Source organism: Arthrobacter sp. ISL-48 (genome assembly GCF_018613805.1).
Lineage (GTDB): Bacteria > Actinomycetota > Actinomycetes > Actinomycetales > Micrococcaceae > Arthrobacter.
The window spans coordinates 16151-41461 of sequence record NZ_JAGGPL010000009.1 but is presented as its reverse complement, the minus strand read 5'-3'; the positions used below and the strand labels follow the sequence as shown (position 1 = coordinate 41461).

Sequence of the window (25311 nt, the reverse complement as noted above, 5' to 3'; positions counted from 1 at the left end):
CTCTTAGGCTGCTGCCGCCCTGCTGACGATCCTCAGCGGGCGGCGGCGATCCTTCAGATCGACTTTGAGCAGCAGCGCACCCTTCCGGGCGAGTACGACGGCGACAGTCAGCGCAGCGAGCGCCGGCACGCCGCCCGAAACCAGCAGGGCCACGTGCGGGTTTACGTGCTCGGCGATCCAGCCGAGCATCGGTCCGCCGATGGCCTGCCCTCCGATCAGCACCATGATGTACAGGCTCATGACCCGGCCGCGGATCCCCATGTTGGAGCTGATCTGGACCAGCTGGTTGGAGCCGGTGAGGAACATCAGGCACCAGAATCCGGACAGCACCATCACAGCGCCGAAGACCGGCATGGACGGCGCGAATGCGGCCAGGCACAGCATGGCGCCGTACATCCCGGCACAGAACACCACGGAGCGGAGCCGCAGCTGCCGGCGCCTGGTGGACGCGACCGCACCGGTCAGGGCCCCCAGGGCAACCAGGGCGTTGAGCAGTCCGTACCCGCCGGCGCCGACGTCGAACACGTGGTCCGCATAGGCTGCCAGCAGGACCGGAAGGCTCATGGCAAATACCGCGATGAAGCCAGCCATCAGCCACGGCCAGTAAATCGTGGGTTTGCTCAGCGCGTACCGCAGGCCCTCGCGCAGCATCCCCTTCCGCTTGGGGGCGGGCGTGCTGACAAACAGCTGGTCTTTGCGCAGGATCAGCAACATGGTGACGGTGGAACAGCAGGCGATGGCGTTCGCGGCGAAGGCCCAGCCGGCTCCGACTGCCGTGAGCAGGAGTCCCGCCAGGGCCGGACCGATCAGGCCGCCCAGCTGGAACGTAGTGGAGTTGACGCTGATGGCGTTGCGCAGGTACTTGGGTCCCACGAGCTCGTTGACGAACACCTGGCGGGCCGGCTGGTCCAGCACGGTGACCAGGCCCAGCACCAATGCGATGACGTACACGTGCCAGACTTCAACCATGCCGCTGAGTGACAGGGTGGCGAGTGCTGCCGCGAGGACTCCGGCCAGGCACTGGCACAGGATCAGGATCTTCCGCTTGGCGAACCGGTCCGCCATCATGCCTGCCCACGGTCCCAGGAAGAGCGACGGCATGAACTGAAGCGCCACGGTGATGCCCACCGCTGTGACGGAGCCGGACAGCTCCAGGACCATCCAGTCCTGGGCAATGCGCTGCATCCAGACCGCGATCACGGCCACAAAATGCCCGATGGCGAAGATGCGGAAGTTGGGAACCCTCAGGGAGATGAACGTGTGCCTCCATGGAAGGTGTTCACTCACGACGGCCAGGGGTTGGGTTTGGGAGGAAGCGGAGTCGATGACGGGCTGGCTGACGGTTGCCGACGACGGCGGTGGGGGTGCCACAGGGGTGTCCTCAAGTAAGCGGGCGGGCTGGAATGCCCTTAACGCTAAGCTGGTCCCGCACGATTATGTAGGCGTATTGTGCCTATAACTCGCATTGCAATATGCAATGACACCTGCACCAAGACCTGTCCACCGTCCCGGCAGCCGATGGAGTTCCACCGTGTTTGAACCTACCCAGCTCCGCTCCTTCCTGGCCGTGGCCGAGACACTGAGTTTCACCAAAGCGGCCGAGCGGCTGGGGCTGGCGCAGCCAACCATCAGCCAGCACGTCCGGAAACTCGAGGCAGCCGCCAAGCGTGTCCTGATCACCCGGGATACCCGGGACGTCAGGCTGACGGACAACGGCGACGCCATGGCGGGGTTCGCCCGCAGCATCCTTTCGGCACATGACGCCGCCTCGCGATATTTCTCCGGTTCCGCCATGCGCGGCCGGCTGCGGTTCGGCACCGCCGATGACCTCGCCATCACCGGCCTGCCCCGGATCCTGCGTGAGTTCCGGCAGATCTACCCCCAGATCAACCTTGAGCTCACGGTCGGCCAGAGCGATCAGCTGTACAAGAAGCTCAACGCCGGTCAGCTGGACCTGGTCTTTGTGAAATGGGTGGCCGGAGTCAAGGACGGCACCGTGGTGCAGCACGATTCCTTCTCCTGGGTGGGCCTGGAGCAGACCTCGTTGGAGCCCGGAAATCCCGTGCCGCTGATCGCCTACCCCTCCCCCAGCCTCAGCCGGAAGCTGGCCATCGACGCCTTGGAATCACACGGCCGGACCTGGCGGATCACGTGCACCACCCGGCAGATCAGTGGCGTCCTTGCGGCGGTACGGGCGGGCATCGGTGTGGCCGTCATGCCGTCGTCGCTGGTGCCGGAAGACCTCAAGATCATCACCCGCCGGTTCGACCTGCCGCCGGTAGGGGACGTCGACTTCACCCTGATCCGCAACCCGCTGGCCAACGCTGAGGTAATCGACGCCCTGACCCAGGCCATTGTCGGCAGGAACCTGAAGAAGTCTGCCTGACGCAGCGGCAGTAGGTGTGTGCCTCAGCTGTGGGGCGTCCGGCCTGCGGCGGAGGCCAGCCAAAACATTGAAGAAGATGTCCGCATAAACTATGCTGATTTCCCATGGGTCAAGCAGAGGGCCGTTCAACGATACGAGCACGCCTTGCAGCCCATGGGCTGGCCGTGCTCGGGATAGGCAGCCAATGACGACAGCCAAGAACACCCAATTCCACACAGCACATGCACGCCCGCTCAATACGGGGCGCCCGCTGTCTACCCGAAATTCCAGCCTCGGCTCCGGCATCGCCACCGTGGAGTCCGAATATGTCGGCAAGCCCACCTGCGAAAAGTGCGGCACCGATGAATTCATCTACCTTGAGTCCTATGTCCCGCCTGTCTTCCGGCGTGACGGCGTGGTGAGGACTCTGGGCGAGGTTGCCTACACGTGCACCCGCTGCGAAGATTTTTCCGCCCACAGTGTGCCGATGTCGTGGTCACCCCCTGGCTGGTATCTGGGCTGATTTCCACAGGTCTCTAGTCGCCGCGCAGCCAGCGCGAGCCAACTGCACTACAAACCAAGAACACACGAACCAAGAACAACAGCAAAGAAGGCCGGGCGGCCACTCGAAGTGGCCGCCCGGCCTTCCTGCATCTACATGTCTGGCCAGGCGTTCTAAATGAGCGCGTTCGAGAGGTGGTTGGGGGTACCGAAGCGGTGCGCGGTGATGCTGATGGCCTGCTCGTGCAGGAACGGCAGCAGTTCCACCCGCCCGGCCTCCGTGACCAAGTGGGCGTAGACAGCCACATCCGGACGGCCGTCGGTAGCCTCGGCCAGCGCCGCGGTGTCCCCGCCGATCAGCCGGATCCGCGCTCCGGACAGCTTTCCGGCGGCGGCCAGCCGTGCCACCGAAGCCAGCCAGCCGGCGTCGGACTCCACCGTGACGTCGATATCCAGACCAGTGAACACCGTGCGCAGCTGGGCGGGAAGTTCGATGGCGGTGGAGATCGTCAGGACGGAGCCCGCCAGCACACCGGCGGCCACTGTCCGGGCCAGATGGGCCAGCGGGGCGCCTTCGGAGAGGCGGACTGTCACGGGCAGGGCACGGTAGCGGAAGATGTTCCGTTCCGCGCTGAGCCCGGAAACATCCCTGGCGGTGCCGAACTCGTCAGCCCAGGCTTGGGCATCCGATGCCAGCGAACGCTGCAGCTGCTCCAGCCCGGCGGGCTCCAACGCTACGGCAGCCGCGTTCAGGATCCGGCGGACACCAGGGTTGGTGACTGCGGCAGCTGCCGTGCTCGCTTTGCTTTCCCAGTTCCCCAGGCCGGCGAGGTAGTTGGGCCCCCCTGCCTTGGTTCCGGCGCCCACGGCCGACTTCTTCCAGCCACCGAACGGCTGCCGCTGCACGATGGCCCCGGTAATGCCGCGGTTGACGTACAGGTTGCCGGCCTGGATGGAGTCCAGCCAGATGCCCAGCTCATCCGGGGCCAGCGAGTGGAGGCCGGCGGTGAGGCCGTACTCGATCTGGTTCTGGATGGCGATGGCCTCCTCCAGCGTGTCTGCGGTCATCACCCCGAGCACCGGCCCGAAGAACTCGGTGAGGTGGAAGTAGGATCCGCGCCTGACGCCGTAGCGGACGCCCGGGCTCCAGAGACGGCCGGTATCGTCCAGTTTCTTCGGCTCCACCGCCCAGTTTTCGCCGTCGCCCAGCGTGGTGAGGGCGTTGAGGAGTTTGCCGTTGGCGGGCTCGATGATCGGGCCCATCTGGCTGGTGGGGTCCTGAGGGTAGCCCACCTTCAGGGAGGTGACAGCGTCGACCAGCTGGTTATGGAAGCGCCTGGACGTGGCCACGGAGCCCACCAGGATCACCAGTGAGGCCGCAGAGCACTTCTGGCCGGCGTGCCCGAACGCGGAGTATGCCACGTCCTTGGCCGCGAGGTCCAGGTCAGCGCTGGGAGTAATGATGATGGCGTTCTTGCCGCTTGTCTCGGCCAGGAGCGGCAGGTCCTTGCGGAAGGAACGGAACAGTTCCGCCGTCTCGTAGCCGCCAGTTAGGATTACGCGATCCACGGCAGGGTGGGAGACCAGCTGCTGGCCGAGTTCCCGCTCGCCCAGCTGCACCATGGTCAGGACGTCCTTCGGGACGCCTGCCTCCCACAGCGCTTCGATCATCACGGCGCCGCTGCGGCGGGCCTGCTTGGCGGGCTTGATCACGACGGCGGAGCCGGCGGCGAGTGCCGCGAGGGTGGAGCCTGCCGGGATGGCTACGGGGAAGTTCCACGGCGGGGTCACCACGGTGAGCCTTGCTGGAACGAACGTGGCGCCGTCGACCTTTTCCAGCTGGCGGGCCGATTCCGCATAGTAGTGCGCAAAGTCGACGGCTTCGCTGACCTCGGGGTCGCCCTGGTCGATGGTCTTGCCGGTTTCGCTGGCCATGACCTCGAGGAGGTCGGCGCGGCGGGCCTCCAGCACGTCGCCGGCCCGGTGCAGGATCTCGGCGCGCTCGTCGCCGGACAGGGCGCCCCAGGCCTTGCCCTTTTCGACCGCGGTGCCGATCACCTTGTTGAGGGTGACCGCGTCGGTGATGGTTGCGGCCTCAACGGAGGCGTTGCCCAGGGTGGAGGACGGGACGCGGTCCAGGATGGCGCGGCCCCAGTCCCGGTTGGCGGGCAGGGACGGATCGGTATCGGGTGTGTTCTCGAAGTGGTTGTGGGGCATCTGCCTGGCCCGGAGCGCACGGTTCTGCTGCCGGCTGGGCGGCGGGACGGCGCCGTCGAGCTTTTCGAGGGAGGAGATGAAGCGCTGCTTCTCGCGCTCGAACAAGGCGGTGCTGGTTGGGGAGTTCCCCCCGAGTTCAAAGACCGCGGACATGAAGTTGTCCTGGCTGGCGCCCTCTTCGAGACGGCGGATCAGGTACGCAATGGCGACGTCGAACTCGGCCGGGTGGACCACCGGCGTGTACAGGAGCAGCGAGCCGACGTCCTTCTTCACGGCCTCGGCCTGGCCCTGGGCCATCCCCAGGAGCATTTCGAACTCGATGCCGGATTCGACGCCGCGCTGCTTGGCCAGCAGCCAGGCAAAAGCGATGTCAAAGAGGTTGTGGCCGGCCACGCCGATCCGGATGTTCTTGATCCGGTCCGGGTGGAGGGCGTAGTTGATGACCCGCTTGTAGTTGGTGTCCGAGTCCTGCTTGCTGTTCCAGGTGGCCAGCGGCCAGCCGTGAAGGGAGGCCTCGACGTGCTCCATGGGCAGGTTGGCGCCCTTCACTACGCGCACCTTGATGGCAGCGCCGCCGTCGGCGCGGCGGGCAGCGGCCCACTCCTGGAGGCGGATCATGGCGGAGAGCGCGTCCGGGAGGTAAGCCTGCAGGACGATGCCGGCCTCGAGGTCCCTGAATTCAGGCTTGTCCAGGATCCTGGTGAAGACCGCGATGGTCATGTCCAGGTCCTTGTATTCCTCCATGTCCAGGTTGATGAACTTGGCCTTCTGCCCGCCGCCAGCGCCCGAGGCGGAGCCAGCGAAAGAGGCGGCCCTGGCGAAGAGCGGGGTGAGCTTTTCAACGACGTGCTCCACGGCTTCATCGAACGCCCAGGCAGAGTGCGGAGCCACGGTGGAGGACACTTTGATGGAGACGTAGTCCACGTCGGGGCGGCCCAGCAGGGTGTGGGTTCCGTCGAGCCGGCGGGAGGCCTCGTGTTCGCCCAGCACGGCCTCGCCCAGGAGGTTCACGTTGAGCTTGATGCCGTCCTTGCGGATCTTCGCGATGGCCGGGCCCAGCTTGGCGTCTGTGGCGTCCACGATCAGGTGGCCCACCATTTCGCGGAGCACGCGCCGGGCGATCGGGATGACCACCTGGGGCAAGACCGGCGCCACGGTGCCGCCGAGCTTGACGGCGCTGCGCATGTACCACGGCAGGAAGGCCGGAACCTTGGGGGCCAGGGCGGCGAGGTTGCGGGCGGCGACGTGGAGGTCTTCGGGACGGACGACGCCGTCGACGAACCCTACGGTGAAGTCCAAACCGTTCGGGTCTTTCAGGACACCGGCGAGCTGTTCGGCCGAAGCATCAACAGCAAATTTCGAAGCCTCGGTGAGCCAGTGGCGCACCAGCTCGATGGTCTCCTGCGCCAGGGCCTGCGCCTGGGGAACATCTGAACGTCCGGTGGAGCTTGCCGGCGCGGTGTTCACACCGGTCTCCATTGCAGTTTTGGTCATGGCTGGTACTCGTTCTTTCCTGGACGTACGGGCTCTTATTCATCAGTATGAGCCCGCGATCACATAAGATAAAGCGATGTTTTCTAAGCAATACAGATTAGAGAACCCAATGTTTTAATTTTCCGCCCGAACGTTCATAAATCCCGCAGATCCTCTCTCACATCCTGCCGCCTTTCCTACGACCCTCTCTCAGATCCTGTCGAGTTTCCTGCGACCCTCTCTCAGTTCCTGCCGCCTTACCTGCGACCCTCTCTCAGTTCCTGCCGCCTAAAAAGCGAACCCTCCCACGCACATGTGGCAGTTCACATGAGAGTGGGAGGGTTCGCCAGGATCGCACAGGATCTGCGAGAGCGTTACGACAATACCGGCAGGATCTGCGAGAGCGTTGGGCTCGGGGTCAGCGGACGGGGCGGTGCATCTCCACGGCTTCTTCGTGGCGCGGGCTATTTGGATTCATGAGGGAATGCTTGCGGCCGTAGAAGAAGTAAATGGCCAGGCCGATGACGAGCCAAGCGGCGAAGCGCACCCAGGTAGCGAACGGAAGCTGGGTCATCAGGAAGCCCGAGGACAGGATGCCGAAAGCTGGCACCAGGGGCATCAGCGGAAGCCGGAAGGTGCGCGGGGCGTCGGGCTTCTTGTAACGGAAGATGATCACCGAAAGGCAGACGACGACGAACGCCGCCAGGATGCCGATATTGGTCAGGTCAGCCACTTCCTTGATGGGGAACACGCCCGCGAGGAACGCCGACGTGATGCCGGCGATCCAGGTCACGCGCTGCGGCGTGCCGTGACGGTCCGTCTTGGCGAACCAGCCGGGCAGGAGTCCGTCGCGGCTCATGGAGAACCAGACACGGGTGACGCCAAGAAGGAAGGTCAACATCACCGTGAGGATGGACAGGACCGCGAAGACCGAAATGATGGTGGCGATCACGGGCAGGCCCACGCTGCTGAACGCGGAGGCGAAGCCGGCCTTGGGGTCGATGTCCTTGTAGTTCTGCATTCCGGTCAGGACCAGGGTGGCGGCAACGTACAGGAGCATTGCCACGATGAGGGAGAGGACAATGGCCTTGGGCATGTGCTTCTTGCCGTCGGTGGCCTCCTCTGCGGCTGTGCTCATGGCGTCGTAGCCGAAGACGGCGAAGAACACCGTAGCCGAGCCCGCCACAACCGGCCCGAAGCCGCTGGGCATGAACGGGTTGTAGTTGTTGGTATCGATGTAGAAGACGCCCAGGCCGATGATAAACAGGATCAGGACCACCTTGATGGCCACCGCCACAAGTTCGAACCTGCCGAACGCCTTGGTGCCTCGGGAGAGGATCCACGTGACCAGGAGGCAGACCAGGATGGCGGGGAGGTTGATGATGCCTCCCTTGCCTTCGTCCACAGTGGACGTCATCCAGGCGGGCATGTGGATGCCGATTCCGGAGAGGAAGGCGTCAAAGTAGCCCGAGATGCCGATTGCCACCACGGCCACAATGGCGATGTATTCCAGCAGCAGGTCCCAGCCGATGAACCAACCGATCACCTCGCCAAGGGCGACATAACCATAGGTGTAGGCGGAGCCCGCCCGGGGAATCATTCCGGCGAACTCTGCGTAGGACAGGGCGGCGGCCGCCGAGGCCAGTCCGGCGATCAGGAACGAGATCAGCACTGCGGGTCCCACCCCCGGATTGTCTCCGCTGCCGGCGGCAACGAGCCCGGCGAGGGAAAAGATACCGACGCCGATGATGCCGCCAACGCCGATGGCCGTGAGCTGCCACAGGCCGAGAGACTTGAACAGTCCGCTGTGTTTGTTTTCTTCCTCGATGTCGTCGATGGGCTTGCGCCTCAGGATCGACTGGGACAGATCTTTAGTGCTCATCAGGAACTCCTGCTTGGGGTGCGGTCCCATCTCGGGCGCCCGGGGATGGCCTGTGACGGGGGTAACTTATCCCCAACAGTATGCAAGGCTGGTTGCGTTAGATAAAGTGACTCCTTCTAACCATTATTCATTAGATTCAACAAAGGGATGAGCTCATGCTCGATGTCCGCCGGCTCAGGCTGCTCCGTGAATTGAAGATCCGGGGGACGCTGGCGGAGGTGGCTGAGGCACTCCAGTACAGTCCGTCGTCGGTATCCCAGCAGCTGGCCTTGCTGGAAAAGGAGGTGGGCGTGGAGCTGCTCCGGAAGACCGGTCGCCGGGTGCAGCTGACGCCCCAGGCAGAGGTCCTGGTGGCCCACGCGGCACAGCTGCTCGAAACCATGGAACAGGCGGAGGCGGACCTGGCGGCGTCACTGACCACCGTCACCGGGACGGTCCGGATAGCCGTTTTCCAGTCCGCCGCCCTGGCCCTCATGCCGGACACGCTCTCCCGGATGGCCACGGCGTACCCTGAGGTTCGGATCGAGATGACCCAGCGTGAGCCGGAAACCGCGCTGCATGAAACCTGGGCCCGGGACTTCGACCTGGTGATTGCCGAGCAGTATCCGGGCCACGCCGCACCCCGATATCCGGAACTGGACCGCATCAGGCTGACCACCGATGCCATCAGGCTCGCTGTTCCGCCAGAGGCCGCAGCCCGGCCGCCCATCTCCTCCCTCGAGGACACGGCTGAGCTTGCGTGGGTCATGGAACCGCGCGGCGCCGCCTCCAGGCATTGGGCGGAGCAGGCATGCCGCAGTGCGGGGTTCGAACCGGATGTGCGCTTTGAAACGGCTGACCTGCAGGCGCAGATCCGGCTCATCGAGTCCGGAAACGCCGTTGCGCTGATGCCGGATCTCGTCTGGACCGGGCGGAGCACCACTGCGCAGTTGGTGGACCTGCCCGGCAATCCCCGCCGGACGGTATTCACGTCGGTGCGCCGCTCCAGTGCCCAGCGGCCAGCCATCTTGGCGGCGCGCGAGATGTTGGCCATCACGGCCGAATCGGTGGCAAACACGGACGACGCCGGGTAGGCCTTCACATCTGCCCGTGACGGCCCTCATGCGCCTGTGTTTCCTGCGTCACTGCGCGATCCTAACCCCGGCGCTAGACTGAACCCGTTATGAATCGCACAATATTCAAATCCAAGATCCACCGGGCCACCGTCACGCACGCTGACCTGCACTACGTAGGTTCGGTCACCGTCGACCTTGACCTGCTGGACGCTGCCGACATCCTTCCCGGTGAGCTCGTGGCCATCGTGGACGTGACCAACGGCGCACGCCTGGAGACCTACACCATCGCCGGCGAGCGCGGCTCGGGTGTCATCGGCATCAACGGCCCCGCCGCCCATCTGGTCCATGAGAACGACGTCGTTATCCTCATCACCTATGCCCAGATGACCACGGAGGAAGCCCAGGCCTACCAGCCGCGGGTGGTCCATGTGGACCAGGACAACCGGATCATCCAGCTGGGCAACGATCCCGCCGAGGGACTTACCCCTGGCCTGATGCGCCCCCCTTTCGCGCTCAATAACGCCGCCCTGTAGCTCGGAGCGTGCGTCCTAGCCCCTCCCGCCGCCGCGTCTTCGGAGCAATTCCTTGTTAGGCGTGCTCGCGGGCTTTTTTGTGGTGTGGTGCATCATCCTGGTGGGCTGGTTCGTGGGCAGGCGCAAAATCCTGGGTGAGAACGCGCGGCAAGTCCTCAGCTCGCTCACGTTCTTCGTGGCCAGCCCGGCGCTGCTGTTCGAAACACTCAGCAAAGCCCGGCTGCAGGAGGTCTTTGCGGAGCCACTGCTGGTAACGGCCGTGGCGGCAGTCACCAGCGCGACCGTTTTCTTTGCCATCGCCAAATTCTGGCTGAAGCGCGCCTTGCCCGATGCGCTGATGTCCTCGATGGCCGCATCCCTGGCCAACTCCGCTAATCTGGGCATCCCCATCGCGGTCTACGTCCTGGGTGACGCCAGCTACGTGGCACCTCTGCTGATCTTCCAGCTGGCCTTCTTTACCCCGTTATTCCTCATGATCCTGGACTCCAGCACCAGCCAGCACAGGACCACGCCACTACGTTTTGCGGTGATGATCCTGAGGAACCCCATGATTGTGGGTTCGGCGTTGGGCCTGTTGGTGGCCGGAAGCGGTTGGAAGGTTCCCTCGCTCGTCATGGAGCCCATCCACTTGATTGGTGGCGCGGCGATTCCGGCCATGCTGATCGCCTTCGGCATGAGCCTGAATGGGACCAGGCCGCTGCAGGCGGCAGCGGGCCGGCGGGTGGACACCCTGTTGGCGAGCAGCTTCAAACTGGTGGTCCAGCCTGCCTTTGCCTATGCCTTTGCACGTTTTGCCTTAGGCCTTGACGGCCATGCCCTCTTCGCCGTGGTGGTCACATCCGCCCTCCCAACGGCGCAAAATGTGTTTGTGGCCGCCAGCCGCTACAAGACCGGGCTGGCGGTAGCCAAGGACACCGTGCTGATCACAACTGTGGTGGCAGTGCCCGCCATGATCGGTCTCGCCCTTCTCCTGGCCTGATCGGACGCCGCTAAGGTGTGCCGTGCTCGACCGAATGGAAAAGCGCCAGGAGCCGCGCGGCTTCCGGGGCCAGCGCATCCCTGCCGGCGGAGACGTATCTCCGGGAGTCGACGTCGGCCGGGTGGTCCTGCAGGTACCTGCGAACCGCTCGGGTGAAGAAGCCGCTGAGGTGGGTGGAGACGTTAATTTTGGTCATTCCCGCGGCAATCGCGGCGACGAGTTCATCATCTGGCACGCCTGAAGACCCATGCAGGACGAGGGGTACGTCCACCGCATCGCGCAGCAAACTGATCAGCCGAAGATCAAGGGAGGCACTGCGCTCAGTCATTGCGTGGGACGACCCGACAGCTACAGCGAGAGCATCCACGAGCGTTTCCTTCACGAAGGTCGCTGCCTCCTGCGGGTCCGTGCGGACGCCCGGTGCATGGGCGCCGTCCTTGCCGCCGACCTTGCCGAGTTCAGCTTCCACGTAGACGCCACGGGCGTGGGCATAGCGCGTGACGCGGGCGGTCGCGGCAACATTTGCGGAGTACTCGAGGTGCGAGCCGTCGTACATCACTGATCCGAAACCCAGGTCGACGGCGTCGAGCGCCAGCTCTTCATCTTCCGCATGATCCAGGTGCAGCGCGACGGGAACCTTCGCCTGCCGGGCGATCGCCTGAGTACCGAGTGCGATAGGTTCGAGGCCGCCATGGTATTTGACACAGTTTTCCGAGATTTGCAGGATGACGGGGAGCCCGGCCTGCTCCGCGCCGGCGACAAGAGCCTCCGCCGTCTCGAGGTGGATAACGTTGAAGGCGCCCAGGCCGGCGCCTCGCCTGGCGGCGGCTTCCATCAGGTCGCGTGTCGGGGTGAGTGCCATCACACTGCCCTTTCCGTGATGATGAGTTCTTGTTCGAGCTCCCGGTACCGGGGTGAAATCTGGCCTGCCACCGGCATCAGTACTGCTGCGGCTGACCACGACGTGGCGCTCCGAAGGATAGAGCGGATGCTTTCCCTTCCGGATGCCAGTTCGACGGCGGCCGCGGCGCCGGCAGCATCCCCGGCCCCTGTCGGGTTGCCCTGCAGCGGATGCGGTAGGCGCGCGGCCCAGCATACCGACGGTGCATCAGCGTCGAAGGCGAGCATTCCGTCCTCGCCGGCACTCACCAGGATCCGCCGGGCCCCGAGGCGCAGGAGTTCCTGTGAGGCCGTGACAGGGTCCTGGATGCCGGTGGCTTGGTGGAGTTCTTCCCGGTTCGGCTTCAAAAGGTCCGCCCCTGCCCGCGCGGCTGCGAGCATGCCGGGGCCGGAGGTGTCTATCACGGCAGGAATCCCATGCGAATGCGCCAGCCGAACCAGCGCCGCATAGAACTGCGGCGGCGCCCCGGCGGGCAGGCTTCCGGAGCCTACGAGCACTCCCGGGAAAGGAGCTTCCCGGCCGGCATGGTTGAGGCTTTGTTCTATTTCGCCTGCGAGCGCATCCCATTCGGAGGCAGTCAGGGCAGCCCCATGTTCATTGAAAATGCTCGTTTGGCCGCTTCGGGTGTCCACAAAGGTGATGGTGCGCCGGGTTCCAGCGGTGACTGGGACAAGCCGGTGGGGCACTCCGGATGCTGTCAGCTCGGCGGCGAGCAGACGTCCGTTGTGGCCGCCGACAGGTGCGATGGCGAGCACCGGACAGCCTTGTTCGTGGGCAACCCTGGCAACATTGAGGCCCTTGCCGCCCGCCCGATCCGTACCCGCTGGAACGCGGTGGCTTTCGCCCAACCGGATGCCGTCGACGTGGTAGGTGACATCCAGCGCGGGGTTCGGGGTCACGGTGATGATCAGGGCTGTCCCCGAAGCGGAGGTTGTCTTCATTCCAGGCCACCCGGGTGCTGGTTTAGCAGTTGACGGGCCTTCAGCGCGGCGCCGAGCAGGCCGGCGTTTTCTCCCAGGAGTGCCGGGACGATTCGTGGGCGCTTCGGCAGGGTCAGCCTGCCGTCCACTGCCCGGCGCAGCGGGGCCAGGAGAGATTCGCCGGCACCCGAGATACCGCCGCCCATCACCACCGTTTCGGTCCCGAGGATACAGATGCATTGGGCGATGCTGAAGGCCAGCGCGTCGATTGCCTGGTCCCATACGCGCTGGGCAACCTTGTCTCCCGTGCTGGCCAGATGCAGCACGTCGCGGGAGCCGGCAACAGCCTGGCCGGAAGCAGCGCTGTATCGGGCGGCAATGGCGCCCGCGGAGCCCACCGATTCGAGCATCACCGTCCGCAGGGGATCGTCTGGATCGGGTACGACGGCGTGTCCGAGCTCGCCCGCGTACCCTCCGCCTTTGATGCGCCGGCCGTCGCAGAACACCGCCGCGGCGATCCCCGTGCCGTTAACCATGACGATTGCGTCGTCGCTGTCCATGGCGGCTCCGCCGCGGAATTCCGCTTCCCCTGCCGCAGCGACGTCGTGACCGAAGGCGACGTGGGTGTCCAGCAGGGCCCGGGCCCGGGCGGCGAAGGGAAAGTCCCTCCAGCCGAGGTTGGAGGAGAGGATGCCGATCCCTGCGGTCTCATCGACCAGCCCAGGGACGACGAATCCGACGGCGTCGAAGGGCAACTCCGGATATGCCGTCCGATAGCGGGTGGTCAGGTGGGCGATCACGGCCAGGATGGCCTCACCCGGATCGGGGGCGCTCCGCGGCGTGGGGCTCCTTTTCAGGCCAATGATCTCGTTGCCGGCAAGGACGATCCCGGATTTGATGTCGGTTCCGCCGACGTCAAATGCGAGCACAGGGCCTACCGCAGGCCAAGCCATGTCCGGAGGCATTGTTCAGGAATCCAGGATGACCGAGCGGCTGAGGTTGCGCGGCTGGTCGGGATCCAGTCCGCGGGCACGGGCACGTTCCAGGGCTACTTTCTGGGCACGCACAAGCTCGGCCAGGGGGTCGGCGGCGCGGTGGACGTAGAGCGCGCCCGTTCGTGAGACGTCTTCGGCCAGGCCCGGCGGCTCTTCGCCGAAAAGCCATGTAACCCTGTTCAGGGCTGCGATTGAGATGGGACCGTGCCGGTACTCCATGGCCGGGTATGACTCCGTCCAGGATTGCGAGGCTTCCCGCATTTTCAAGGCGGCCTCGTGCGCCAGTCCGATAGTCCATCCCCGGCCCAGGAAGCTGAACTGTTCGGCATCGATGAGCGCCTGGGGAACGTCGTCCGCGACGGCGGTCCTTGCGTCCTCGATGGCAGGGCTGTTCTCGATGCCCAGGCACGCCCGCAGGTAGACGAGCGCTGTGGTCGCGAACCGTGTCTGAACGACTGACTGCTCATCGGCGTACGGCAATTCAACTACGTTGTCCGCGGAGCCTGACGCCGGCGACGTGGTGTCCCCGATGATGGCTGTGGTCCGGACCTTGCCCCTCAGCCGGTCCAGCACCTCCAGCACTTCGGTGGTTGTGCCGGACCGGGTGATCGCCACGAGGGCGTCGTAGCCGCGGTCTACGAATGCTTCCGAGGCCGCGAAGGCATCGGTGATGCCCTGGCCGGATCCCTCTCGGAGCACGGCGTAGGACTGCGCCATGAACCAGGACGTGCCGCAGCCGATCACGGCGACCTTCTGCCCGGCGGACGGCAACACCGTCCCTGCTTCCGCTTCAGCCTGCCGGACGGCCCGTTGCCAGACGTCGGGCTGGGAAGACAATTCGGCCTCCATATGCGCGCCGAGTACCGGCTGCGGCTTCGGGGAGGTCTGTGTCATTGAGGATCCACTCCTTCTGTCTCAGGCGGGATCAGCCGGGCGGCGCCCCGTTCGAACACTGCTTTGAAAGCTCCGAGGGTGAGCAATGCTGCCAGCGTGACAGCGTTGGAACAGATGATGGCAAGGTCACCGGTCAAGCTTCCGTAGACGAGCCAGAGGCCTATCCCAACAGTCAGGGCGGCGAGGTACGCCCAGGAAATATCACCGGTTGAGCGGGTGCGCCAGGAGCGTATGAGCTGGGGAAACCAGCAGCCTGTCGTCAGCAACCCGGCGAACAGACCGAGAAGGGTGATCATGGGAGCCTCGTCATTCCTGCGGGCCCCCTCAGGCCATGCTGAACTGGTAGCGGGCAGGAACGTCTTCGCCGGGACAGACCTGCTGCCAAAGATCCGAGATGGGGTTCTCCCCCTCGCGCAGGTCCGCCACCTCCACGCCGGAATTCAGCAATGCTGCCGCTTCCTCCCTCTTGCCGACCTGCGCCAGGGCAGCTGCCTCAAGGAAGCCGATGCGCCCGGAACGGGTGGGCGGGTGGCCGATCTGCCTAAGCAGGTCAAGGGCCCCCTGGGCGTTGCCGGCCGCGAGGAATGCCGTGAGCGCTTCGGTCAGCAGCGCTGTGTTCGCCGGTTCCAGTGCGCAGGCGGCGACGTACTGCTCCAGACCCTCGCCGGCCCGGCCCTCGCTGAGGTCTGCCAGCGCCATGCCCCGGTGCGCCTGGGCGGTTTCCTGCAGCTTGAGCGATTCGAGGTAGAGGACGCGGGCGTTCTCAAGCTCGCCGTACGCGTGCTTCATGAAAGCACGGTGCAAGTAGGCCTGGGCATTGTGCTGGCACTGCTCCAGCAGTTCTGCCCAGTCTGTCCCGTTAACGAACGTGTCTGCTGCGACGAACCCCTTTCCTTCCAGAAGGTCAAGCCACGGCCGCTGATCCCCGGTAATGGACTCCTTGCCGAACGGCGTCCCGGATTCCTCCAGCCAGGGGGTCCGGCGTCGCCGCCTGCGGATGGATTCGACTGCGCCCCAACCGCTTCCCGTCGCGATGCTTCGCTGCTGGTGCTGGTCGGCCCAGCCGGAGGCAGCCTCGTGGGCGGCAGCCAGCGAGTCCTCGTCCTGTAATGCCCGCACGCGGCTGCTGCAATGGTCCACAGCCGCGGCCCAGTCCGAAGCGTGCGCGCTTTCCGGGTCAACCCGTGCGTTGCCGTAGGCTTCCACCCAGGACCATTCGGCTCCGCCCGGCATCACGAGATGCTGGAATTGCGTCTGCGCCAATCCTGCCTGGATTTCGGCATACGCTCCCCCATCAGGGCTAAGCCATTCCTGCCAGTGCCGTCCGCCGCGACCTTGGCCCCAGACAAAGAGCTTGCGTCCGCGCAGCGCTCCGGTGGACAGCATCGCCAGACCGTCGCCGTCCCGGTCCGCGTGGAGGATCCACGGCTGCGTTTCCGGTGCGATGTCGAAAAAGAAATCGCGGGCACGCGCGTTATTCACGGGCCACGTGCAGTCCACGCCGCCATCGTCGGCGGGGTTCACCCGGGATATGCCGTCGGTGTAACTGCTGGCAAACGCCGAATCTGCGGGGGCGACCACGCGGCTGCCGGGATTTTCCGGAACTGCGGCGTTCGTCCACCAATACATCGGCACATCGGCATGGTTCGGGTTTCTCACACGGATGGCCACGTACAGTACCGGCGAGTCGGGCGGCAACCACGCGTCGATCTGGAAAACGACCTCGCGCAGCCGTTCGAACTCCCACATCCGCAACACTTCCTGACCGTCTGCGTTGGTCAGGATGCTTGCGTGCAGTGGACTGCAGGTGGTGGGCGAATGTCCGCGGGTGCCGATATTCCATTCGATTCCGCCGGCGAACCACGCGCTGCGCAAGGCCAGATTCGCGAGCTGGATGCAGGACGGAGTGTAGAGCAGGTTCTTGCCGGTGCCCTTGTCGACCAGTTCCCAGAGGCGGCCACCGAGCCCGGGGAGGAACACGGCCCGCAGCCGCTCATTCTCAAGCACCACCGTCTGAAGACTGCATTCTGACCTTGTCCGGCCGTAACCGTCCTGCAATTGGTACGGGTAGAGGCTGCGGGGATATCCGTAAGCAGCGCCGTCGAGGATTTCCCGGGGCACGTCACCGGTGATCTTGTAGGGGCTCTCTGGCACAGCGCCGAGCATCGGGAGGGGGTTAGCCGGTCCCGGATCGGAGATCATCACCGTCCGTTGCTCAACCTTCACGCTTGTGGTGGCCCGGGAGTTTTCATTCATCCTGTGCTCGCTTTCTTCGAGGCAGCCTGTGCGGGTGGATCCGGGAAGTCCCGTACTAGGGCTTTCGGGGAAGAAGCGGTTCGAGCCAGGTTCCGGACCGCATGACAGCTTGAAGCTGGAATTCCCTGCTGACCGCAATGAGATCTGCGCGCAGTCCGGGCCGCAGGTCACCGACGTCGCCGGAGAGTCCGAGGATGCGGGCCGGCGTGGCCGATGCGGCGCGCACAGCCTCCCTTGGCGCCACGCCTCCTGCTATGGTCCGCTGAAGGACTTCGAGCAGGGTGGCGGTGCCGCCGGCGATGGCGCCGGTGGTGCTCAACCGTGCCACCCCCTCCCGGACCTGGACTGTTGACGGTCCGAGCGCATATGTGCCGTCCGCCAACCCGGCGGCGGCCATGGAGTCGGTGACCAGGGCGATGTTGCCGGCGCCGACGAGGTCGAAGACGGTGGAAACCATCTGGGGATCGAGATGGGTGTTGTCGGCAATCAGTTCGAGGACAGCTTTGCCGGCCTTCGCCGCCTGGAGGCAAGCGGGTACCGGGCCCGGCGAGCGGTGATGCATGGGAGGCATCCCGTTGAACAGGTGGGTTACCGTCCCGGTCCTCCCGGTGCCAACCTCAGCGTCGACGTCGGACAGCTGTCCGTGGGCGTGGAGCAGGAACTTACGCGTGGTGACAGTGTCGGCGTCGGTATGCCCAACCGAGGGGACCACGCCCCGGGAGATCAGGAGATCGACCAGTTCGACGGCGCGGGGCAGCTCAGGGGCATACGTCATGGTCTTTACCGCGCCACGCCCGGCCGACAGGAGCTCATCTGCCAGGGCAAGATCGGGGTTGCGGATCCATCGTGGGTTCTGCGCACCGCACCGGTCAGTGGAGAGGAACGGCCCCTCAAGATGGATGCCAGCGATCATGCCTTCAGCTGCCAGGGCCGTGAACGATGATATGGCGCGCAACAGGTCTTCCCTCGACGCCGTCACGAGGCTTGCGAGCAGGGTTGTGGTCCCGCTGCGGTGGAGGGAACTGATGGTTTTCCTCGCGGCTTCCTCATCGGCGGAAGGGAAGTCGGTTCCGAAACCACCGTGGCAGTGCAGATCGACAAGCCCTGGCAGCACCATCATGTCCGGGTCCAGGCGGTGGATGTCCGCCGGCCCCTGGTATCCATAGTCCTTTTCGGGGCCCGCGTACACAATGCGGCCTTCTTCGATCGCAAGTAGGCCCTCGTCCAGGGCCATGCTTCCGCTCAGGATCCGGCCGGCGATCAGTGTCCGGGCTGATGCCGTCATAGCAAGGCACCGGTTTCAGCCCGGGCAGGGCGCCGCGCCGAGTAGCGGTAGTAGTCCCGCAGGGTCAGCTTTGCCGCCGCCAGTTCGTCGATCACGATGGTCGCGCAGGGGTGCAACTGGATCGCCGATGCGGGGCACTTGCTGGTGACAGGTCCTTCCACAGCACGTGCCACGGCGTCGGCCTTGCGCGTGCCGTCGGCCACGAGCACCAGCCGCCGGGCTTCGAGGATGGTGCCCAGGCCCTGGGTGATGCAGTGCATGGGGACCTGATGCACCGAGTCGAAGAAGCGGGAGTTGGCCTCCCGGGTGCTTGCCGTCAAAGCCGTCACCCGGGTGCGGGAGGCGAATGAGGAGCCGGGCTCGTTGAACCCCACGTGGCCATTGGTCCCGATTCCCAGGAGTTGCAAGTCCACTCCCCCTGCTTCGCGAATCGCCTCGTCGAATAGGCGGGCCGCCACATCGAGGTCTCGGGCGCGTCCGTCCGGAACACGGACGCGGCGTTCGTCGAGTCCGAGGCGGTCCACCACTTCGCGCCGGATGACGGACACGTAGCTTTGGGCGTGATGGACCGGAATGTCGACATATTCGTCGAGTGCGAATCCGGACACGTCCGTCCAGTCCAGGTCTTTGCCCTCGAGGGCTTCGTAGACGGGCAGTGGGGACGACCCGGTGGCGAAGCCCAGCACGGCGGCCGGTTTGCCGAGCACCGTTCTTTCGATGAGGCCGGCGGCATGTTGACCGACCATGGCACGGTCTTTGACGATCACGATCTCCATCGTGCTGAGTCCTCTTTCATTTCGTCGGGGCTTTTTTCGTAGCTGAACGGGCGGCATCCCGAAAACGCGCCACGGTCTTTTGCAGCCGTTCGAAAACGTCGCCGTCCACTGGTATTCCAGCCCGTCGCAGGCCAAGCACGGCCGCTCCGATGAGGCCGTCCTCCACCTGGATGACTTCGTCATGCCCCAAGGCAGCGTGCAGCGGGGCGGCCACGGCGGGCGGGGCCGCCAGGACTGCGCGGGCAACGCTTCCCCCAATCACGACGGGCCCTTGCACCTGCTGGTCCCTGACTGCGTCGAGGGTACCCGCAAGGGCGGAAGCGGCCGCCGTCACGATCCGCGCGGCCACTGGATCCTGGCCGCCCGCCTCGAACGCGAGCGGTGCGAAGCGCGAGAGCTCTACGGGCCGCAAGTTGTACAGGGCGTCTATCAGGTCAAGCAGCACGAGGGGCCGGCCGTGCAGCCGCGCCGGCCTCACCTCCATGTGCAGTTCAGCAAGCATCAGAGCGGTCAGGGCCGTTGGGGGCCCCCGTCCGTCGAGGGAAGCGACGACGGCCCGGGCCACCCGGTGGCCGATCCAGTATCCGGAGCCGGTGTCGCCCAACAGCCAGCCGGTTCCATCGGCGACCAGGTCGAGCCGCCCATCGGTGATCCGCGCCGCAACAGAGCCAGTACCGGCAATGAGAACGGATCCGTAGGACCTGTGGGTGCCGGAGTGGAACATGGCCAGAAGATCGGCCTCGATCTCCACGGCCCCGTGAAGACCGAGCGCCACAAGCTGTTGGGCAATTGCGGCCGGCCGCATCCGGAGAGTGACTCCAGCCATCGCCACCAGGGCTGAGGAAATCGTGTGGTGCTCAAGCCCGGACCCGGCGACCGCAGCTTCAGCCGCGGCGGCGACCGCGGCGAGCGCGCCGTCGTATCCGGCCGATACGGGGTTGCCCCCGCCTGCGGTTCCGTAACCGAGGCACAGCCCGGACGCGTCGATGACCGCGGCCCGGGTCGTTGTGCCGCCGGCGTCTACCGCGAGAATCTTCTGCACCGTTATAGCTAGCTCCATCCCGAATTGTGACTTGACACACACGTTAGACGGTGAGAATACTTTTTGTAAAACGTCGGCGGACAAGAAAAGGATTATCGTGACGTCCACCCCTACAGCACCATCGTCCGCGGGCCGGGCTGTGGGCGTCGTGAACCGAATCCGAACACGCCTGCCGGAGATGTCAGGCGCCATGGTGAAGATTGCCCACTTCCTTTTGGAGCACCCAAACGCGCCTTTGGATGGCACGATCGGGGACCTGGCCAAGCAGACTGGAACGTCTCCGGCCACGATCACCCGTTTCTGCCGTCTGATTGGTTACACCGGCTATGCCCCGTTCCGCGTCAGTATCGCCACTGAAGTGGGCCGCGTCTCGGCCCGGGATTCGTGGAAGATCGACATCGGGCGCGCCTTTGGCCCTGACGATTCGCCGGCCGAAGTCCTCAGCACGCTCATGAACGCCCACACCCGCTCGCTGCAGGAAACCGCCTCCATGATGGATCTGCAGTTGTTGAAGCAGATTGCCGAACGGATTGCGACCAGCAGACATGTGGATATCTACGGAGTCGGCGGAAGCGCGATGCTCGCCGAGGAAATGCACGCGCGGCTGTACCGGATCGGCATCAACAGCCATCACTGGTCAGAAGTGCACGTCGGCCTGACGAGTGCCGCCATCCAGGACGAGGGTTGTGTTGCGATCGGTATATCGAACACCGGACGCACAGAAGAAACCATCCAGATGCTCCGCCAGGCAAGGCTGTCCGGAGCCCTGACCGTGGCGCTGAGCAACAACCAGTCGTCGCCGCTCGCTGAGGCCGCCGACCTCCAGATCATTACGTCCGTCCACGAACACTTCCTGCAGCCGGACGATTTGTCCGCCAAACACGGCCAACTGCTGGTTTTGGACCTGCTGTACCTGTTGATCGCCCAGTACGACTTCGAACGATCCACAGCCAATCTGGCCGCCTCCGCCCAAGCTGTCGCCGCACATCGACGGCCGCATCGGGGGCCGACTACAAACCGCAGGCCGGCACCGGCGCTGTCTGGGCCTCACGATCGAAGCTAGGGAGCCGCTTTGTCTGTTTCCACCCCCACATCCGACCTCGTCCGGGCCTACACCCGGGAGGTCACTTCACGCATCCAGGAGCTCTCGGGCCAGGCGATGTCGGGAAGCCTTGACGACGCCATCGAGCTGCTCAAATCCGCGATCGATAAAGGGGGTGTCATCCAAGCCTTCGGCACGGGGCATTCCGAGGCCTTCGCCATGGAGATCGCCGGCCGGGCGGGCGGCCTGATCCCCACCAACAGGATCGCCTTACGTGATGTGGTCCTGCGCGGCACGTACGACGTCGAGGTCCTCACCGGATCCTCGCTCGAGCGCAATCCGTCAGTGGTCAACGAACTTTTCGCCCTTTCCCCGGTGGGACCCGAGGACGTTTTCGTTATCGCTTCCAATTCGGGAGTCAACGGTTCCATCGTGGGCCTCGCTCTCCTGGCGAAGGAGAAAGGACATAAGGTGATCGCCGTCACCAGCATGGCGCATACGTTGAAGGTCGAACCGAAACACCCCAGCGGCAAGCGCCTGTGCGACGTTGCCGACGTCGTCATCGATAACACCGCACCTTTCGGCGACGCCGTGCTCGAACTCCCGGGCGGCATCGACGTCGGTGCGGTCTCATCCATCACGGCGGCCTTCATCGCACAGCTGCTCACCATTGGCACCGCGAACCGGATCGCCGAAGAAGGCAAGAAGCCCCCTGTCTACATCTCCGCCAACATCCCCGGCGGCGATGAGCACAACCACGCCCTCGAAGACCTCTACAAGGACCGGATCCGGCGCGACGCCTGAGCCGGGGCCGACAACAAGAGAATCCATCCGTCACCGCGGTGCGGGCAACGGTAACAAGAAAGGCAGCAGATCAACATGAACATTCAACAGACACCCTTGGAACGCCGTCGCTTCCTCGGCGGCGTCCTCGCCGCCGCAGTCCTCGTACCGCTGGGGGGTTCCCTCGCGTCCTGCGCCGGAGGAGGTGGCGGAACAACGTCCGGGCCCAGCGGAACGGTGTCGGACGCGAACCCGTTCGGCATGGCCGACAATTCAACAATCGATGCCGTAATCTTCAAGGGCGGCTACGGCATCGACTATGCGACGTTCGCCGGGGACCTGGTCCAAAAGAACCACGCGGGAACCACGGCCAAGGTGGCCGCGTCAACGAACATCGCCCAGGAACTGCAGCCACGCTTCGTCGGCGGCAACCCGCCGGACCTCATCGATGACTCCGGTGCCAACCTGATAGGCATCAACACCATCCTTTCGCAGCTTGAAGACCTCAATTCGGTGGTGAACGCGAAAAACCTTGAGGGCAAGGTCATCAAGGACACCTTGTACCCCGGTGTCCTCGCCCCCGGGACCTTCGGCGACAAGCTCGCCTCCATCAACTATGTTCTGACCGTCTTTGCCGTCTGGTACTCAGCGTCGCTGTTCGAGCAGAACGGCTGGAAGGTCCCCAAGACGTGGGATGAAATGCTTGCCCTCGGCGAGAAAGCAAAAGGCCAAGGCAAGTACCTCTTCTGCTGGGGCAAGGAAGCCGCAACCTACTACCTTGAACTGGCCATCGCCTCCGCAATCAAGGAAGGCGGCGACGACGTGCGCCTTGCTCTGGACAACCTCAAAGAGAACTGCTGGTCCCATCCCGCGATGCAAAGCGTGCTCGCCGGCATGGAAAAGATCGTCAAAGCCGGATACATGAAGCCCGGTGGGTCAGGCACCGCTTTCACCGCCGCCCAGGCGCAGTGGATCCATGACGAGTCCGCTGTCCTATACCCGTCCGGTTCCTGGATCGAAAACGAAATGAAGGACCAGACTCTGGCCGGCTTCAAACTCACCGGCGCTCCAGCGCCCACCGTTACCAGCGGATCGAAATTCCCCTATGAAGCCCTGCACAGTGCGGCGGCCGAAGCGTACATCGTTCCCTCTCAGGCGAAGAACGTTGCCGGGGGCAAGGAAATGCTGCGCACCATGCTGTCCAAGGACGCTGCCACCAATTTCGCCAAGAACCAGCTGGCCTCGACGATCGTCAAGGGAACAATTCCGGAGGACGGCTTCGGATCAACGGCCCTGGTATCGCAGACCAAGATGCTCGATGCGGCCGGGAAGAACATCTTCACGTGGGGATTTGTTGACGTTTACGGGATGAACAAGGACCTGCTCGTCGTCTGGAACACGTTCCTGGACGGAAAGTCAGACGTGGCCACCTTGACCTCGGACATGCAGAAGATCACGGACAAGGTCCGCAACGACAGTTCCGTCAGCAAGGTCGAAGTGAAATGAGCCTGTTGGGAACGAGTGTTCCTCCGGCGGGCACGGCGCCTGCCGGAGGGACACGGCGTCGATCGAAATGGAGTTTTGACAGGATCAGCTTCATCGCGGTGTTTCTGGGAGTCCCGCTGGCCGTCTATCTGATCTTCGTGGTTTCCCCGTTCGTGCAGGCCTTCTACTACTCCATGACCGACTGGTCCGGGTTCACCCAAAAGATGAACTTCACCGGGCTGGCCAACTACGGAAGGCTCTTTTCCGACGATATCTTCATGAAGGCCATGGGCAACAACATTCTCCTAGCCCTGGCACTGCCGGCCGTGACAATCGTCCTCAGCCTCGTCCTCGCGTCCCTCGTCACGGTGGGCGGAAGCAGCCGCGGCCAGGTTAAGGGCCTGCGGAACTCCAGCTTCTACCGGGTCGTTTCCTTCTTCCCCTACGTGATCCCGGCGATCATCATCGGCATCATGTGGGGCCAGATTTACGACCCCAGCAACGGTCTGCTGAACGGGATCCTCACGGCCGCCGGACTCGAACAGTTCAGGTCCTTCGCCTGGTTGGGCAGCGAAAACACAGCCATGGCCGCATCGATGTTCGTCATCATCTGGGGCTTCGTCGGCTTCTACATGGTGCTCTTTGTCGCCGCGATCAAGGGCATCCCCGCAGAGCTCTTCGAAGCAGCCCGGATCGACGGCGCCGGCAGGTTCCGCACCGCGACCAGCATCACCATCCCCCTCATCCGGGACAATATCCAGACGGCCTATATCTACATGGGGATCCTGGCTTTGGACGCCTTCGTGTACATGGTCGCGCTTAATCCGGGCGGCGGCCCCAACAACTCGACCCTGGTGATGTCCCAGCAACTGTTCTCCACCGCGTTCAACAAAGGCCAGTTCGGCCTCGCCTGCGCCATGGGCGTTGTCCTGGCAATAATCACCCTGGCATTTTCCGCGCTGGTGTTCCTCGTCAACAAACTCACCGGCGGAAGCAAGGACACCCAGTAATGACCTCGATCAGAACCGCAGGACACCGGCCGGCGACCCAAGCAACGGCTGTCGAGCGGAAGCCGCAGGCAACCACCAACGACAGGATAGTGGGCACCGTATCGCACACCATGCTGACCATCTGGTCCCTGATCGTCATCCTGCCCTTGCTCTGGACGATCATGACCTCGTTCAAGACGACGACGGAAATCTTCTCTTCACCGTTCGCGCTCCCGTCGAACTGGAGCTTCGACAACTACTTCAAGGCTTGGACCACTGCCGGCATCGGTAGCTACTTCCTCAACTCCGTGATCGTCGTCGGCTGTGCCCTGATCATCGTCATGATGCTCGGAGCGATGTGCGCCTACGTGCTGGCGCGCTTCGCGTTCCCCGGCAGCAGGGCCATCTACTACCTCATGCTGGCCGGGCTCACGTTTCCGATCTTCCTGGCCATCGTCCCCTTGTTCTTCATCCTGAAAAACGTGGGGCTGCTTAACACGCTGCCGGGGCTCATCATCACCTACGTCGCATTCGCCCTGCCGTTCACCGTCTTCTTCCTTTTCTCCTTCTTCAAGGCACTCCCGAACGAAATCGCCGAAGCCGCGGCACTGGACGGGGCCGGGGAATGGCGGACCTTCTTCCAGGTGATGCTGCCGATGGCCAAGCCGGGACTGGCTTCCGTGCTCATCTTCAATTTCCTCGGACTCTGGAACCAGTTCCTTATTCCCGTGGCGCTGAACACCAACACCAAGAATTACGTCCTGTCCCAGGGGCTCGCAGCCTTCGCCTCCCAGGCCGGGTACGCAGTCGACTTCGGTGCCCTGTTCGCCGCTGTCGTCATCACGGTCGTGCCGGTGCTTATCATCTACGTGATATTCCAACGGCAACTCCAGGGATCGGTCTCCCAAGGCACCTCCAAATAACACCTCCAAATAAAA

22 protein-coding genes are annotated in these 25311 nt (G+C 64.3%); 10 read left to right on the top strand and 12 right to left on the bottom strand.

What is annotated here, in order from left to right; all coding sequences use genetic code 11:
• Positions 1 to 3 precede the first annotated feature (3 nt).
• Entirely contained in the window at positions 4 to 1371 is a 1368-nt protein-coding gene (locus J7E83_RS10775) for an MFS transporter (RefSeq protein WP_214961892.1), read from the bottom strand.
• 160 nt (positions 1372 to 1531) lie between these two features.
• Here J7E83_RS10775 and J7E83_RS10770 point away from each other — a divergent pair, with 160 nt between their 5' ends.
• Complete coding sequence (locus J7E83_RS10770) at positions 1532 to 2386, top strand: LysR family transcriptional regulator (protein WP_214961890.1); 855 nt, start codon at positions 1532 to 1534, stop codon at positions 2384 to 2386.
• A 184-nt stretch (positions 2387 to 2570) separates the two neighbouring features.
• Positions 2571 to 2888: a hypothetical protein gene (locus J7E83_RS10765; RefSeq protein WP_214961888.1), complete on the top strand. Its 318-nt coding sequence runs from the start codon at positions 2571 to 2573 to the stop codon at positions 2886 to 2888.
• Between the two features lie 152 nt (positions 2889 to 3040).
• On the opposite strand, the gene J7E83_RS10760 is transcribed toward J7E83_RS10765, so the two are convergent.
• Positions 3041 to 6577, bottom strand: a complete 3537-nt coding sequence (locus tag J7E83_RS10760; RefSeq protein ID WP_396020534.1) for a proline dehydrogenase family protein — start codon at positions 6575 to 6577, stop codon at positions 3041 to 3043.
• Between the two features lie 397 nt (positions 6578 to 6974).
• Positions 6975 to 8438, bottom strand: coding sequence for an amino acid permease (locus J7E83_RS10755; protein ID WP_214961886.1), 1464 nt, complete (start codon positions 8436 to 8438; stop codon positions 6975 to 6977).
• Between the two features lie 155 nt (positions 8439 to 8593).
• On the opposite strand from J7E83_RS10755, the gene J7E83_RS10750 reads away from it, so the two are divergent.
• The 3 genes from J7E83_RS10750 (at position 8594) to J7E83_RS10740 (ending at position 11005) form a co-directional block, all read left to right on the top strand.
• Positions 8594 to 9511 (top strand): LysR substrate-binding domain-containing protein, encoded by a 918-nt coding sequence (locus tag J7E83_RS10750; RefSeq protein WP_214961884.1) that lies wholly within the window; start codon positions 8594 to 8596, stop codon positions 9509 to 9511.
• An 89-nt stretch (positions 9512 to 9600) separates the two neighbouring features.
• Positions 9601 to 10026: an aspartate 1-decarboxylase gene (gene panD / locus J7E83_RS10745; protein WP_214961882.1), complete on the top strand. Its 426-nt coding sequence runs from the start codon at positions 9601 to 9603 to the stop codon at positions 10024 to 10026.
• Positions 10027 to 10078: 52 nt separating this feature from the next.
• On the top strand, positions 10079 to 11005 hold the full coding sequence (locus J7E83_RS10740) for an AEC family transporter (RefSeq protein WP_214961880.1): 927 nt from the start codon (positions 10079 to 10081) through the stop codon (positions 11003 to 11005).
• 10 nt (positions 11006 to 11015) lie between these two features.
• Here J7E83_RS10740 and J7E83_RS10735 read toward each other — a convergent pair whose 3' ends face one another.
• The 9 genes from J7E83_RS10735 to J7E83_RS10695 all read right to left on the bottom strand — a co-directional run bounded on the left by J7E83_RS10735 (position 11016) and on the right by J7E83_RS10695 (position 20074).
• Positions 11016 to 11867 (bottom strand): class II fructose-bisphosphate aldolase, encoded by an 852-nt coding sequence (locus tag J7E83_RS10735; protein WP_214961878.1) that lies wholly within the window; start codon positions 11865 to 11867, stop codon positions 11016 to 11018.
• Positions 11867 to 12847 carry a 1-phosphofructokinase family hexose kinase gene (locus tag J7E83_RS10730; protein ID WP_214961876.1) on the bottom strand — a complete coding sequence of 327 codons (981 nt, stop codon included), beginning with the start codon at positions 12845 to 12847 and terminating at the stop codon, positions 11867 to 11869. The genes J7E83_RS10735 and J7E83_RS10730 overlap by 1 nt, the downstream gene beginning before the upstream one ends.
• Positions 12844 to 13779, bottom strand: coding sequence for an ROK family protein (locus tag J7E83_RS10725; protein ID WP_214961874.1), 936 nt, complete (start codon positions 13777 to 13779; stop codon positions 12844 to 12846). Before J7E83_RS10725 ends, J7E83_RS10730 begins: the two co-directional genes overlap by 4 nt.
• 15 nt (positions 13780 to 13794) lie before the next feature.
• Positions 13795 to 14715 carry an SIS domain-containing protein gene (locus tag J7E83_RS10720; RefSeq protein ID WP_214961871.1) on the bottom strand — a complete coding sequence of 307 codons (921 nt, stop codon included), beginning with the start codon at positions 14713 to 14715 and terminating at the stop codon, positions 13795 to 13797.
• The gene (locus J7E83_RS10715; RefSeq protein ID WP_214961870.1) at positions 14712 to 15011 is read right to left on the bottom strand and encodes a SemiSWEET family sugar transporter; all 300 of its coding nucleotides are present in this window, start codon (positions 15009 to 15011) and stop codon (positions 14712 to 14714) included. The genes J7E83_RS10720 and J7E83_RS10715 overlap by 4 nt, the downstream gene beginning before the upstream one ends.
• Before the next feature lie 28 nt (positions 15012 to 15039).
• Positions 15040 to 16917 (bottom strand): DUF5107 domain-containing protein, encoded by a 1878-nt coding sequence (locus J7E83_RS10710; protein ID WP_396020538.1) that lies wholly within the window; start codon positions 16915 to 16917, stop codon positions 15040 to 15042.
• Between the two features lie 109 nt (positions 16918 to 17026).
• On the bottom strand, positions 17027 to 18256 hold the full coding sequence (locus J7E83_RS10705) for an N-acetylglucosamine-6-phosphate deacetylase (RefSeq protein ID WP_214961868.1): 1230 nt from the start codon (positions 18254 to 18256) through the stop codon (positions 17027 to 17029).
• Positions 18253 to 19032, bottom strand: a complete 780-nt coding sequence (locus J7E83_RS10700) for a glucosamine-6-phosphate deaminase (protein ID WP_214961866.1) — start codon at positions 19030 to 19032, stop codon at positions 18253 to 18255. The genes J7E83_RS10705 and J7E83_RS10700 overlap by 4 nt, the downstream gene beginning before the upstream one ends.
• 16 nt (positions 19033 to 19048) lie before the next feature.
• The gene (locus J7E83_RS10695) at positions 19049 to 20074 is read right to left on the bottom strand and encodes a BadF/BadG/BcrA/BcrD ATPase family protein (RefSeq protein WP_214961864.1); all 1026 of its coding nucleotides are present in this window, start codon (positions 20072 to 20074) and stop codon (positions 19049 to 19051) included.
• 97 nt (positions 20075 to 20171) lie between these two features.
• Between J7E83_RS10695 and J7E83_RS10690 the strand changes: the two genes are divergently transcribed.
• The 5 genes from J7E83_RS10690 to J7E83_RS10670 all read left to right on the top strand — a co-directional run bounded on the left by J7E83_RS10690 (position 20172) and on the right by J7E83_RS10670 (position 25296).
• Positions 20172 to 21137 carry a MurR/RpiR family transcriptional regulator gene (locus tag J7E83_RS10690; RefSeq protein WP_311379638.1) on the top strand — a complete coding sequence of 322 codons (966 nt, stop codon included), beginning with the start codon at positions 20172 to 20174 and terminating at the stop codon, positions 21135 to 21137.
• A 9-nt stretch (positions 21138 to 21146) separates the two neighbouring features.
• Positions 21147 to 21920 (top strand): sugar isomerase domain-containing protein, encoded by a 774-nt coding sequence (locus J7E83_RS10685; protein WP_214961860.1) that lies wholly within the window; start codon positions 21147 to 21149, stop codon positions 21918 to 21920.
• Positions 21921 to 21995: 75 nt separating this feature from the next.
• Positions 21996 to 23405 (top strand): N-acetylglucosamine/diacetylchitobiose ABC transporter substrate-binding protein, encoded by a 1410-nt coding sequence (gene ngcE, locus J7E83_RS10680; RefSeq protein ID WP_214961858.1) that lies wholly within the window; start codon positions 21996 to 21998, stop codon positions 23403 to 23405.
• Complete coding sequence (locus tag J7E83_RS10675; protein ID WP_214961856.1) at positions 23402 to 24394, top strand: carbohydrate ABC transporter permease; 993 nt, start codon at positions 23402 to 23404, stop codon at positions 24392 to 24394. Before ngcE ends, J7E83_RS10675 begins: the two co-directional genes overlap by 4 nt.
• Entirely contained in the window at positions 24394 to 25296 is a 903-nt protein-coding gene (locus J7E83_RS10670; RefSeq protein WP_214961855.1) for a carbohydrate ABC transporter permease, read from the top strand. The genes J7E83_RS10675 and J7E83_RS10670 overlap by 1 nt, the downstream gene beginning before the upstream one ends.
• Positions 25297 to 25311: the final 15 nt, after the last annotated feature.